17 protein-coding genes are annotated in these 11,165 nt (G+C 64.0%); all 17 read right to left on the bottom strand.

Annotated elements, in window-relative coordinates:
* The coding region (locus tag AAGD32_17610; GenBank protein ID MEM8876065.1) for a hypothetical protein at positions 1-863 on the bottom strand (863 nt) is incomplete at its 3' end.
* A 141-nt stretch (positions 864-1,004) separates the two neighbouring features.
* On the bottom strand, positions 1,005-1,145 hold the full coding sequence (locus tag AAGD32_17605) for a hypothetical protein (GenBank protein ID MEM8876064.1): 141 nt from the start codon (positions 1,143-1,145) through the stop codon (positions 1,005-1,007).
* Positions 1,146-1,186: 41 nt separating this feature from the next.
* Positions 1,187-1,864: a hypothetical protein gene (locus tag AAGD32_17600; protein MEM8876063.1), complete on the bottom strand. Its 678-nt coding sequence runs from the start codon at positions 1,862-1,864 to the stop codon at positions 1,187-1,189.
* The gene (locus tag AAGD32_17595) at positions 1,857-2,471 is read right to left on the bottom strand and encodes a hypothetical protein (GenBank protein ID MEM8876062.1); all 615 of its coding nucleotides are present in this window, start codon (positions 2,469-2,471) and stop codon (positions 1,857-1,859) included. Before AAGD32_17595 ends, AAGD32_17600 begins: the two co-directional genes overlap by 8 nt.
* 172 nt (positions 2,472-2,643) lie before the next feature.
* A complete protein-coding gene (locus tag AAGD32_17590; protein ID MEM8876061.1) occupies positions 2,644-3,279 on the bottom strand; it encodes a hypothetical protein in 636 nt (211 codons plus the stop codon).
* A gap of 262 nt (positions 3,280-3,541) precedes the next feature.
* Positions 3,542-3,979 carry a hypothetical protein gene (locus AAGD32_17585; GenBank protein ID MEM8876060.1) on the bottom strand — a complete coding sequence of 146 codons (438 nt, stop codon included), beginning with the start codon at positions 3,977-3,979 and terminating at the stop codon, positions 3,542-3,544.
* Positions 3,980-4,101: 122 nt separating this feature from the next.
* Complete coding sequence (locus AAGD32_17580) at positions 4,102-4,383, bottom strand: hypothetical protein (GenBank protein ID MEM8876059.1); 282 nt, start codon at positions 4,381-4,383, stop codon at positions 4,102-4,104.
* Between the two features lie 66 nt (positions 4,384-4,449).
* Positions 4,450-5,112 (bottom strand): hypothetical protein, encoded by a 663-nt coding sequence (locus tag AAGD32_17575; GenBank protein ID MEM8876058.1) that lies wholly within the window; start codon positions 5,110-5,112, stop codon positions 4,450-4,452.
* Positions 5,109-5,744 (bottom strand): hypothetical protein, encoded by a 636-nt coding sequence (locus AAGD32_17570; protein ID MEM8876057.1) that lies wholly within the window; start codon positions 5,742-5,744, stop codon positions 5,109-5,111. Before AAGD32_17570 ends, AAGD32_17575 begins: the two co-directional genes overlap by 4 nt.
* Complete coding sequence (locus tag AAGD32_17565; GenBank protein MEM8876056.1) at positions 5,737-6,066, bottom strand: hypothetical protein; 330 nt, start codon at positions 6,064-6,066, stop codon at positions 5,737-5,739. Before AAGD32_17565 ends, AAGD32_17570 begins: the two co-directional genes overlap by 8 nt.
* Positions 6,063-6,284 (bottom strand): hypothetical protein, encoded by a 222-nt coding sequence (locus tag AAGD32_17560; GenBank protein ID MEM8876055.1) that lies wholly within the window; start codon positions 6,282-6,284, stop codon positions 6,063-6,065. Before AAGD32_17560 ends, AAGD32_17565 begins: the two co-directional genes overlap by 4 nt.
* A complete protein-coding gene (locus AAGD32_17555; protein ID MEM8876054.1) occupies positions 6,281-6,538 on the bottom strand; it encodes a hypothetical protein in 258 nt (85 codons plus the stop codon). Before AAGD32_17555 ends, AAGD32_17560 begins: the two co-directional genes overlap by 4 nt.
* Entirely contained in the window at positions 6,538-7,194 is a 657-nt protein-coding gene (locus AAGD32_17550) for a hypothetical protein (GenBank protein MEM8876053.1), read from the bottom strand. The genes AAGD32_17555 and AAGD32_17550 overlap by 1 nt, the downstream gene beginning before the upstream one ends.
* Before the next feature lie 110 nt (positions 7,195-7,304).
* Positions 7,305-8,102, bottom strand: coding sequence for a hypothetical protein (locus AAGD32_17545; protein MEM8876052.1), 798 nt, complete (start codon positions 8,100-8,102; stop codon positions 7,305-7,307).
* A 3-nt stretch (positions 8,103-8,105) separates the two neighbouring features.
* On the bottom strand, positions 8,106-8,606 hold the full coding sequence (locus AAGD32_17540) for a hypothetical protein (protein MEM8876051.1): 501 nt from the start codon (positions 8,604-8,606) through the stop codon (positions 8,106-8,108).
* A gap of 295 nt (positions 8,607-8,901) precedes the next feature.
* On the bottom strand, positions 8,902-9,516 hold the full coding sequence (locus AAGD32_17535) for a hypothetical protein (GenBank protein MEM8876050.1): 615 nt from the start codon (positions 9,514-9,516) through the stop codon (positions 8,902-8,904).
* A gap of 156 nt (positions 9,517-9,672) precedes the next feature.
* Positions 9,673-10,122: a hypothetical protein gene (locus tag AAGD32_17530; protein ID MEM8876049.1), complete on the bottom strand. Its 450-nt coding sequence runs from the start codon at positions 10,120-10,122 to the stop codon at positions 9,673-9,675.
* Positions 10,123-11,165 lie beyond the last annotated feature (1,043 nt).

Here is an 11,165-nt window from a genome sequence, read left to right as displayed (position 1 = left end):
GGCGTATCCGGCGAGCCGGGGTCGTCAGGACCAGCGGGGTCGTCGGGGTTCTCCGGGGCGTCCGGGGTTTCCGGGGTGGCGGTGGGCAACACCAGGTCGGTGGTCGGCGGAGCGTCGGGGTTGTCGACGATCGGTGGCGGCGCGTCGGGGGCGTAGAACACACCCAGCCCAACCGGATCACCGAAGGTGCCGTTGTCGTGTCGGGCGCGGACCCAGATCACGTACGTGCCGCGATCGCGGTTGGACAGATCCGCCCTAAGATCGGTGTCGTCGTGGGCCAGCCAGTCTTCATCGCCCGGCGTGACCCCCTCGGGCAGCACCGCGACTTCGTATCCGTCCAGCCCGTTGCGGAGCACGACGGCCTCGCTCCAGGCGACGTGATAGAACGGGTCGGCGTCGTCGTAGCGGACGGTGCCCCGCAATGGACCCACGTCGGTGGGGCGGTCCACAAAAACATCCAAGGCACACGCCAGAGAAACGCTGGAACGCCGTGACACGTGCACGGCGCAGGGCAAACGGTGATAGATGACACTGGCGGCACAGCCCAGCTCTGCAGAACCCCGCGCGTGCACGAACCCTTTGCACGCCAAGGTGACTTCGCCGACATCCACCTTCGGTACTTCCGGGGGTGGGATCAACGCGACGTCCGCCGCACAGGCCAGCGTCAACTCGCCGGGCTCACCCGGCAGGACCACATCGAGGGCGCACGCCAAAGTGTCGTCAACGCGGCGGTAAACGTCCGCGGCCGCCGGCAGTGTGGCGACTTCCCGCACGGCGACGGCACACCACAACCAAGTACCGACTTCGCGGCGGTAGCTGTAGAGCAAGCAATCCAGTGCGGCCTCGCCGCGACGCTGAGCCAAGCCGGCGCAAGCCAGGGTCGATCTGGGGCGGACGAACGCCGCGGAATCAAGCCGCTCGTACCAACGGACCAGGGCCGAGGCCTCGAGCGTGACGGATTCCTTGACCGACAGCGCGCAGTCGAGGGTGACTTCGGGCAGGGCTTACCTCCCCGTGCGACGCTTGTACCAGCGATTGGTACGAGCGGCCGGCCCGTCTTCGCCTTGGTAGATGAGAGCGAGCTTCCACAGCACCAGGAAGTAGCAGTACGCCACCTTCTGGCCAAGATCCAGGAGGAGCCGCACGAGAGCGTTATCACCGTCGGTGTTCGGGGGTGGCGTGCTCATTAGGTATCAGGCACCTCCGGGGCCGGGTAGAGGTACGACCAGGTCAGGCCGAAGCCGGTGTGGCGACCGCCGATGGCGTTGGGTTCGGGCTTGGCGGCCAAGAAGATGAACGCGTTGAACATCCAGGTGTCGGGCTGGGTGTCGTGGGGGATCAGCAGGTTGCGGCCGTTGACCACCACGGGGTTGTCGGTCTGGTTGCCGTAGGTGCCGGCGGCGATTTGGCTGTCCAAGTCCCAGCCGGCGATGCTCGCGCCGCGGTGGATGTAGTCCCAGCTCTGGATCGTGGCGTTCCGGGTCGCCGCCTCCTGGCCGCCGAAGTCTTCGTAGCGGTCAAGCACCGCCATGCGGATGTCCCAGTCGGTGACCCAGGGTGGCCCCGAGCCGTCGCCGTTGGGCTGCCCCGAACCGAAGAAGCTCTCGGTGGTGTTCTCAACGTTCGAGACGTAATCGTGCATACGCACGGCCAGTTCGTACGCCGTATCGCCCCGGAGCTGCAGCGCCAAGCACACCGGCACAGACCACACGCCGGCCTCCATGTTGCCCCACTCCCAAGGGTCATCACCGGGCGTCAAGCCGATCTCGGTCGCGACCGGACCGTTGGACAGATTGAGGCGACTGAGATCATCGCCACCGTTGACGCCGGTGACCTGATACCAGTGAATCGAAGGGTTAGGCATCGCTTGCGTCTCCTGTGCTGACTTCCACCGGGTCTTCACCGATCAGCGCGTCCATGTCGATTTCCGCGTGACCCGACGGGTTGAAGTTCACGGTGTCGGTGGGCTTGTCGAGCGCCTCGAGCTCTTCGGCACGCTTCTCGTTGACCACCTGCTTGCGCTGTGTTTCGGGCATGCCGGCGATCACGGCGATGTTCACCGTGGGCTTGTCCTTCGAGGACTGAACACCGACCCGGTCGGCCCGTCGGGCGGCGAGGTTCTCCCGGGCCTTCTGAATGATCTTGCGATACTCGGCCAGCGAACGGGACATGTCCCGATCGGGATGCATGGCCAGCACCTTCAGGGCGCGGAACTCCAAAACCTTGTAGAGACAGATCGTCTCGATGTCGTCGCGGTCTTCCTTGTGGGTGAACCGTTGGGCGCCTTCGCCATCGAACCAATCGTTCCAATTTTCGATGAAAAAGTCGTACTCGTCTTGAAACAAGACCATCCGCTGGTGCTTGCTGCCCAGGAGTCGCTCGGGCACCGCAACCGGCAGGCCGGTGGGCACGTCCGGGTGCGGCACCGCATCGGTGGGTTGGGGCGCATTGTCCTCGCTGGGGACGTCCACGTGTACGAATCTCCTCAGGTTTGACCGGCCGCCCGAAGGGGCGTCGCGATCCAGGCTGGCCGGCGACTCCAGGGAGACCCGCACGTACATCGTGGCGGGCAGCTCAGCGCGTTTCAGACCCGTTGCGTCGCGGGCCCTGGGGTTTCTATCGGCCAAGGCTCCAACTCCCGGGTCAGGACGCCACCGCCATCGCGGCGTACCACTGGTCCCACTGCCAGGAAGCGGTGTAATCGGCGACGGTAAACATCTCGCACGCGCGGCGTAGATCGGGGTCGGTGAGCGACGACGGCCGGAACGGGTGCTGTTCGGTCCAGCGACCCATGTGCGTCGCGACCATGAACATGATGTAACGCCACTCGTTGGTGACCGCATCGGACCGGCCCTCGAACAGCTCTCGGCCGATCCGATCCATCACGTGCTTGCCGTGCATCTTGTATGTCGTGCCGGGCACGGTCGGGTCGCCGTCCTTGAACATGTCGTGCATCAACGCGGCGGAGATCAGCGTGTCGTTATAGAACGGAATGACGTCGTTATTGCTGTTGGGCGTAAGCGGGTAGTACGCCCGAGCGACCTCGCGGGCGGCGCGGGCCACGAGCTTCGTGTGACGGATGAGGCCCCCGTTGCCGCGGGAGACGTCGGGGTGGAATCTGCCCGACTTGGACGCCGGCCGGGTCCAGAAATAGTCCGGAGCGTGGCCATCGATAAAGCCCGACACCTGCCCCCTCAGCTCCTCGTCGGTGATCCAGCCCAGCTCCGCGGAGAAGTGTTGCTGGGCGGTCGGGGCGTCGGGGGCGGCGGTGGCGGACATGGAGGCTCCTGGGAGGGTGGGCATCCCGTGCGAGGGAATTACTTGTTCGAGAGGCTGCTCGGAGACCAGGGGCGGCCGCACTTTTCGCACGTCTGACCACGGCGAACACGCATCCCGCAGTTGGGGCACGTGACCGTGGGCAAGACGCCGGTGGCGCGTTCGTACTGGTTCGGGTTCATGGCAGGAGTTGTGGGTGTGCGGGCTGTGTCGGTGTCCATCGCTCTCTCCCCTGGGTGTTCCGACGACTCGCCGGACGCGGCGATCAGGTCCCGGAACTCTCTTTTTCTTCGGCCGGCGGCACGAAAACGCTCGGGACGGCCTCATTGGGCACGGTGGGTTCGAAGGTGCTGGTCTCGGGCTCGCGAACCACGAGGAGCACAAACCCGTACCGGTCGGCCAAGAACGCCTCGAACGCCCGGACGTCGTCGCGGAACATGTTTCCGTTGGTGGCGTTGGGGTCGTGGATCGCCGCCCGTTCGGCGTGCGGGCCCTCGCTTTGGTCGACCAGCTTGCGGCGGCGCTTGGGGATGCGTGACTGGTTGATGAACTCTTCCGCCGCGACTCGCATCTCTTCGAGCTTGGGCGCCGACCACGCCTGACGGTGCACCATCAGGCACATGGCGTTGTCCTCCGCCCGGCCGCCCTGGAGCCCGACACGGAACGCGTACGTGTGTCGGTCGGCCGGGTCGGAGGTCGCCACCCGTTCAAGGGAAACGCCGGCCTTGGGAGCCGACGTGTCCTCCGCACCCGCATGATTTGGCTCGACGGGCTTGGCTCGCGGTGCGGCCGTGCCGCCTACTTGCGGTAGGGGGGTGCGTTTTCTCATTGGTCCTTGAAGAGCTCCACGAGGACCGGTGTGTTGAACTTGGCGCAGACGGGTTCGATGTCAGAACGCACGAACTCGTTGGCACGATCGCGGCTCATCCCCTCGCCGACCATCAACGCGTGAACGATGGCGTTGCGGTCGTAGACGAAGACCCTCAAACCTCCCGGCAGCTCCATCGTGCCCACACAGGCCTCGTCGTACCCATCCAGGCCACCGATGGTGACCCCTTCCCGATGGGCTCGGTCGCGTTCTTGGGCGAGACGTTGAGAGGGTGCCATGCCCCCCGAAATCGGACGCCGGCGCGACCGGTAGGGCGGTTATGCGGAAGTAGAGTGCCGGTAAGTTCAGGTCTTTTTTTCGTGATACCGCCGGATCGCGGTTTCCGCGAAGACCACGCGGTGCTCGTCGGTCAGGCCGTGTTCGGCCAGGCCGCGGATGTGCGGTGGCGTGCCGTAGCCGGCGTTGGTCTTGAGCCCGTACTTGTCGCCAAGGCTCGGGTCGGCTTTGACCCGCTCGGAGATCCAGTCGTCGTGAGCGACTTTCGCCGCGATCGCGGCGGCGGCGATGGCGAATACGTTGTTGTCGCCCTTCTCCATGAACTCGATCGTGCCGACGCGACTGAACAAGTCGAGCGGCTGACCGTCCACGACGTACCTCACCGGCAACCGCTGATGCGACAAGACGTGGTCGGTCTGATCGATGCACCGCTGCATGAGTTCGCGGATGACGTCCGCGAAGCTCTGGCCGGCGAGCATCCGCTCGTTGATCAGCCACGCGTGACCCCACTGCAGCGTGGTCCGTGTATTCTGCTTAATCAACGACGCCAAGCCTTGCCGCTTCTTCTTGCCGACCTTCTTGGAATCGCGGACTTCGTCGTGATGCCAGTGGCGGAGATTGGCACAGGCACCGACCACAACGGGTCCGTAGACGCTGCCGCGGCCGACCTCGTCGATGCCGACGGTGATCACGCCCTCAGGGTCGACGGGAAGGGGGGTGGCGGAACTCACGCGGCGTTCAGCGACTCTAGATCGAGCACACCCAGGCAGCAGGCGTCAACCGCGATGTGCTCACGGTAGAGCTGCACCCCGATCGAATCGGCCGCAACGATGCGGATGCGGAACTTCTTACCGTCGCATTCGCCTTCTTGATCGACCAGTCCAACCAGCAAGGCTTCGCCGATGGACACGGCGATGGTGAGATCGGGTGCGATGATGCGCAGCTTCCGCGTGCCGCCGTCAAACTCCCCACCTTCTCCGTCAAGCTCGTCGACATACGTCAACTGGTAGGTGACTTCCCAGATGTCTAGATCCGTGTTGAGCGGCACCAACCACGAGGCTTCCCCGGCATCGCAGGCTTCGCACGGCGCGTCGGCACACGCGGTGTCGATCGGCCCCTCTTTGATGGACGCCGGCGTCGCGAGGTATTGGCCGAGGGCGACCAGGGCTTGGCCGGCCTTCTCCATGTGTTCACGGTAGAGAGCTTCGATCTGATCAAACGTCGGGTCGGGCATGGTTTTCTCGTCTTGGGGTTCGGGGTCGCGGCCGATACGTCTCGGGCCGCCGATCGCGCCGCCCAGGGCCTCGGCCACTTGTCGGGCGACGACGTCTTGATCGCTGTGGAGTTGGGAGTAATCAGGCATGGAGTTGTTTTCGGAGTTTTTCGTTATCTGCACGGAGTTCCGCGATCTCCGTAACGATGTTGGTCAACAGCGTCCGCCAGTTGGTGCCGTCCTGGGCGTGATGCAGCACGCCGCTGAGGGCCAAATGAAAAGCGAGACGTTCGCGCGTGAGGTCATCGAGTTTGTCGGCCGCTTCGTGTAAGACCGTCGCAACCGAACCGGACGACAAGATCCCCTCGTCGAACTCGCCGCGGTCGATGCATTCGGCCAATGCACGGACGGAGGCTTCGGCGAAGCGATTGGGATCCAGCGGCAACTCGAATTCGCTAGCGGGGTTGCTCACGGCGTGACTCCGGTGGGATTGAACGACAACAGGACGAGGGTCGCCGCGATGATCAAGAGGACCAGGCCGTCGATGAGGCCGGCGACGATCGCCAACCACGCCAGCCGACGATCGCGGGTACGAATCAGGTTGAGTTGCCCCGTGGCCATGGCGGCCAGCGTGGCCACCGACCACCCGAGGATCGCCACGCCTGCGCACAGCAGCATCCAAACGATCATGGCGCAACTCCGTAAAGGGCAACGTGGAGCACCACCGCGGTAACGACCCACAAGGCCGCCACAAAGATGAATCCGATCACGTCACGAGCGAGGCCGATCGGCGAGCCGTAGTACACGCGGGTGTAGCGGTAAGAGGTTGCGATCAGGGAAGCGATCACACACACGCAGGCCGCGGCCCAGCGTCGCAGTTCACCGGCGCAGAACACCGCCGAGAACAAGGCGTCGAAGTCGATCCAGAAGGAGAAGCCGTCCATCAGTGTTCGATGTCCCGGGTGGTTACGCGGGGCGCGACCGGTCGCTCCCCCAGACTTTGAAGCTGCAGTTCGAGGCGACGGTTCTTGGCTTCCAGCTCCTCGACGCGGGCGCCGTCGATCTCTTGGAGCTTCCTCCAAAGGTGAGTCATCCCCACCTGATTCACCGGTAGGCACTCGTTGCCGTCGGCGTCGATGCCGCGGTCGCCGGCGGCGGTGACGGCCGCGGCCTCGAGCAGCTTGCCGTCGACAATCCGCACATAGAGGACCTGGTCCAACTCTCGACGCAGGTCACGGACTTCGTTGTTGCGGCGACCCAGGTCCATCTTGGTCAGTTGCACCTCGGCCAAGACCTGCACCATGTGTGCGGTCATGGCATCGAGAGTGAGGGGTACGGCGGCCGATCCGCACTTGACGCACGAGCGGGTGTTGTCGTTCTCACCGAACCCCACGAAGCTGGTCACCCCAACGGGCATCTCGGCACGGCAACCGGGGCAGAAGTATTTCATCGAACCGTCTCCTGAGATGTGGCGGAGCTTTTCGTCCATCTCCGCGAGGACTTCCTTGATGGCCTTCTGCCCGAACTCACGGACGGCGTTGTGGTCCTGGAACACCCCGGTCTTCAGGCAGCCGTCGCTGTACTGCTGAACCGCTTGCATCAACCGCCGGTTCGTGTATTTGTTGAGACTTTCGGTGTCGAAGCCGTACACGGACCGAGTGACCGGATCACACCGCGGATGGCTAAACCAGTCGTAAGTGACCGGCCCGCTCACGCCGGCGGCACGCCCTGTTGCGAGCCGTCGTCGTCTCCGTCGCCTCCGCCGAACGTGGGGTCGAAGTCTCCTTCGTCCATGTCGTCGAGCCAGTCTTCAACGGCGTCCGGATCTTGGGTGGTATCCAACTGCTCGACCGACCGCTTCGGCGGCGCGAGGTACTCGCCGCTGTCGAAGAAGCCTTCGTCGACTGTGCATTCGGCTTCGTTGGGCTTGCGCACGCAGACGATCGCTCGGTAGCAGTTGCGTTGCGGCAAACGCGAAGGCAGCATGATCATGGCCGTCACGCGATCGGTGAAGATCTCGGTGACCATGGCGTCGGGGAGCATGTCCGAGCCGTAGGGCGATGCGGCCTCGTTCCAATCCAGGCAGTGAGCCCACCGCATGTACCCCTGGTATCGCGGGTCGTCGCGCTGCATGGGCAGGTGCACGCCCCACGACTCCAAACCGAGAACGGTCGGCGATTCACCGAAGCCCTGCAGGTAGGTTTCGCGGAGGGCCGTGAGGGCCAGGCCGATGAGGTCGCCGGTGCCGCGGCCGGCGAGCGAGACCTGCGCACCCTGGCCGTGGTCGGCCAGCTTGCCGCCGAAACCGACGGTGTAGCGAGCGTGCTCCAGGGGCGGCATGCTGTCGGTGATGTACGACGAGATCAACTGGATCTGCTGCTCCCCAGTGGAGTACCCGGGCGGGCCGCCCAGCAAATGGCTGGACGAGAGGTAGCCGACCTTCAGGTTCATCAGCGCCGGGCCGAGCAGGTCTTCGGGCGGGTCGTTGGGCGGTGGTTTCTGAGCCATCGATTACTCGCTGTCGTTTACGGACCCGCCGCCCACCGTGAGGGCAACGGGTTCGGCACCTTCGGCCGCCGCGGGATTTTTTTCGTTGGAGGATTGGTCGGACGGTTCCAGGTCTTCCGGTGGCATCCAGGAAATCGGCAGATCCGTCGCCTTCGCAGACACCATGCGGAGTTCCGCTTCGGTAAAGCCGCAAGCCCGCGGGAACCGCTTGGCCGGCCTGGGCGTGGCGTAGCACTGGCGGGCGGGACTGGCGACCCCGTTGGCGTCGACGAAGTACACGAGGACCCGAACGGTCAAGTCGGCGGGGCACACCAGATCGAAAGCCACGCGGGGCGTGTGTTGCGTGCCGGCGTCGATCGCGAACGGCTCGAGAGGCACGCCCCGCCCGTCGTCGGCCAGCACCGCCGACCGCACCTCGTATCGCGACCCGTTGGGCTTAATCGGGGCGTCGGGGCTGTGGCCGATCTCGAACCGGACGAGAAGGGGGGTGAGTTCTTCGCTCATGATGTCGTGACCTTGGGTAAAACGGTAAAAGGAGCGCCCAGGATGGAACCCGGACGCCCCCTCTCAGGATCAAGCTGCTTCGGTCGGCCGACGTTTGGACCGACCGGTCTTGGATGTCCGCGTTTCCTCAGGATTGACGGACGACCTTGCCGATCGACGACCCCGACACACCGGGCGCCAAACTCTTCGTCGAGCATGGTCAGGATGTCGTTGATGTGGTCCATGGACGATCAGCAAAGGGAACGCCGGCGGCCTCGATTGGGAGGCCGCAGACGGAAGGCGTGGAGAGGTAGGCTTAGCTGTGGACTAACTGGGTGTCGCCGTCGGCGGCGCTGGTTGCGGCCTGCTGCTGGAGATAGATCTTGGTCAGCTCGGGGCCGTTTTGCAGCAAGAAGGTGCGGGTGTCGCCGTCGGCGATGGCTTGCGTTGCGGACTTGCCGGCGAACGGGCTCGTGCTCTTCGCGGCCGCCCGGACCATCTGATTGACCTTGGCGTGTTCGTCGGCGTGCGAGTTGTACGAGCCGACCCGGATGCCGTTCGCCCGCATGTAATCGAGCGTCTGTGTGACGACTCGTTCGCCGCGTGCTTCCAGCTCTCGCCGGAGTTGTTCGACGCTGGTGATGTCGCCTTTCTCGTACTGCTCGGCGATCTCGGGGATGTCGACCTGAGCAACCTGAGCGGCTTGGTGGGCGACGAAGTTCCAGATGTAGTCCATCGCCTTGGCGGCCTGAGCGGACTGGGCCGCTTCGAGGTCGGCCTTGGCCTTCTTGGACAGGCGGGTGAGGAACGGCACCAACAGCGTGGCGACCGCGGTAACGGCCACGGGGATCAGGGCGTCGAGCGCCCCGAGAAATCCGGTGGCGGCCGGCGCGGTGTCGGCGGCGAGGGTCAGGAACGTAGCGGTCAGCATGGGGCGGCTCCAAAAGAAGGAAGGGGTTTGAACGCGTTGACCCGCGGCGAAAAAATTTCGCGGGGGTCGTGTTGCAGGTTCCTTCTTTCGGACGCCCTGAGTTCAGAGAATGTGGTTATCCGGTAGCCCGGTGCCGGTAAGCAAAAGACGTTTGCTTCACGCCGCCGCCGAAACGCAGTACACCGCCCAAGCCCGGTCCATGTCCTCGTTCTCGTGGACGTAGACCCAACGCCGCGGACCGACCGACTCCTTCACCGCCCGGATGTACGGATCGGTCGCCACGAACTGTCGGCTGTCCCAGCGGTAGGCTTCTCCGACGGTGAGACCCAGCACCCTCGACGGGACGTCGACGTTGCCAGACGTGACCTCTTCGATGCCGGCAGCAAACGCTTTGTTCAACTCGCCTTGATCGATGTAGCTCGAGAGCCGCAACGCAACGGGCACGCCGTAGGTATTCCATTCGAGCGCCGCTTCGGCCGCGTCGAGGAGGCACGTCTCGTCTGGTGTGACCTTCATGCGCACCATGACCAGGCGGTGATACTCGTCCGGCATCAACAGACCTTTACGTTTGAGCAGCTCCGGTGTGGCAAAGCCCCCGTCAGGCAAGTCACACTCCAACAGAACGGGCCCCGTCGTGTCTGCGACTTCATCGAACTGAGCAACCGTGAACCGAGGCGTCGACGCTACCGGTGGAGCAGCACAGGCTTGCATCGAAGGATTCCGTCCCCGGTCTGGGTCCTGGCACGAAGTCTGGCAACTAGCCTCATCTCGTGAATCATGGCGGTCCATAGTCGGTCTCCGTGGTGTTTCAGACGCCTCTCCGTTCCCCGGGCCTGAATTCTCCCTCATCTCTGGACCGTGCGGATCGAAAGGTTAGTTTGGATTCTTGGTTTTATCAAGTGTCTAACATGGTGGAATCCCCCTAAATCTTCGATTTGTCCGCTCGATAGCGTTTCCCAGGGCGTCCGAGCGTTTTTGAAAGGGGTTTAAGGGCGTTTTTCTGCGACAAATTTTCAAGTCGCTAGAGCAGGAGCCGATCGCATGGTCGGATTATCCACTTCCCACAACGGCCCTGCGTTTGTGAAACAGGTGAAGATTTCTTCGTATGCAGCGGAGAATTCTTCATTACAATTACCAAACAGCAACGCGAGTGCGAAGAGAACTCGGCGATGGCGCCTCGGGCCTGTGTGGTCTAACCAGAGCCTCCCATTGCCGTGAATTGTCTGCCGTCCGTGACCTAAGAGAAGGCGGCCTCCCATCCCGTGCCGGCGTTGGGTCTACGCCGACAAGTAAGGCCCGGTTCGGTAGACAGGATAGGCCCAAAAGACCCACGACTATCAAGCCGGCCCCCGAAATTTTTAGATTCGCGAATTACGGCACCCAAAGCCTCATCTCTGTTGGGTGCCGGCGTCGCTATCGCCCGCAAAGGACCCACGACTAAGCGTTTGGGTCCCCCGGATTTTTCAGAATCCGCCCGCCCCGAGTTGCGACCGGACCCTGACACACTCACGGCGAGCTCTCGCTGAGACCAGGCACGTCAGGACCCAGCACTAGGACCTGCGTTGCATGCCGGTGTGCCCTATGCCCTGGGGCGGGGCGGCGTCGCGGGGGAAAGCGGAAGCCCCCCGGGGGTGCCAGATTCCGTGGGG

The sequence above is a fragment of the Planctomycetota bacterium genome (assembly GCA_039182125.1).
GTDB lineage: Bacteria > Planctomycetota > Phycisphaerae > Tepidisphaerales > Tepidisphaeraceae > JBCDCH01.
Note: the sequence above shows the minus strand (reverse complement) of the source record. Positions and strands in the feature narration are given on the sequence as shown.

Bases quoted from the DNA above. Each gene is read 5' to 3' on its own strand.
- AAGD32_17600 (MEM8876063.1), bottom strand. From the start codon at position 1,864: ATGCCTAACCCTTCGATTCACTGGTATCAGGTCACCGGCGTCAACGGT.
- AAGD32_17590 (MEM8876061.1), bottom strand. From the start codon at position 3,279: ATGTCCGCCACCGCCGCCCCCGACGCCCCGACCGCCCAGCAACACTTC.
- AAGD32_17580 (MEM8876059.1), bottom strand. From the start codon at position 4,383: ATGGCACCCTCTCAACGTCTCGCCCAAGAACGCGACCGAGCCCATCGG.
- AAGD32_17570 (MEM8876057.1), bottom strand. From the start codon at position 5,744: ATGCCTGATTACTCCCAACTCCACAGCGATCAAGACGTCGTCGCCCGA.
- AAGD32_17560 (MEM8876055.1), bottom strand. From the start codon at position 6,284: ATGATCGTTTGGATGCTGCTGTGCGCAGGCGTGGCGATCCTCGGGTGG.
- AAGD32_17555 (MEM8876054.1), bottom strand. From the start codon at position 6,538: ATGGACGGCTTCTCCTTCTGGATCGACTTCGACGCCTTGTTCTCGGCG.
- AAGD32_17550 (MEM8876053.1), bottom strand. From the start codon at position 7,194: ATGCAAGCGGTTCAGCAGTACAGCGACGGCTGCCTGAAGACCGGGGTG.
- AAGD32_17545 (MEM8876052.1), bottom strand. From the start codon at position 8,102: ATGGCTCAGAAACCACCGCCCAACGACCCGCCCGAAGACCTGCTCGGC.
- AAGD32_17540 (MEM8876051.1), bottom strand. From the start codon at position 8,606: ATGAGCGAAGAACTCACCCCCCTTCTCGTCCGGTTCGAGATCGGCCAC.
- AAGD32_17535 (MEM8876050.1), bottom strand. From the start codon at position 9,516: ATGCTGACCGCTACGTTCCTGACCCTCGCCGCCGACACCGCGCCGGCC.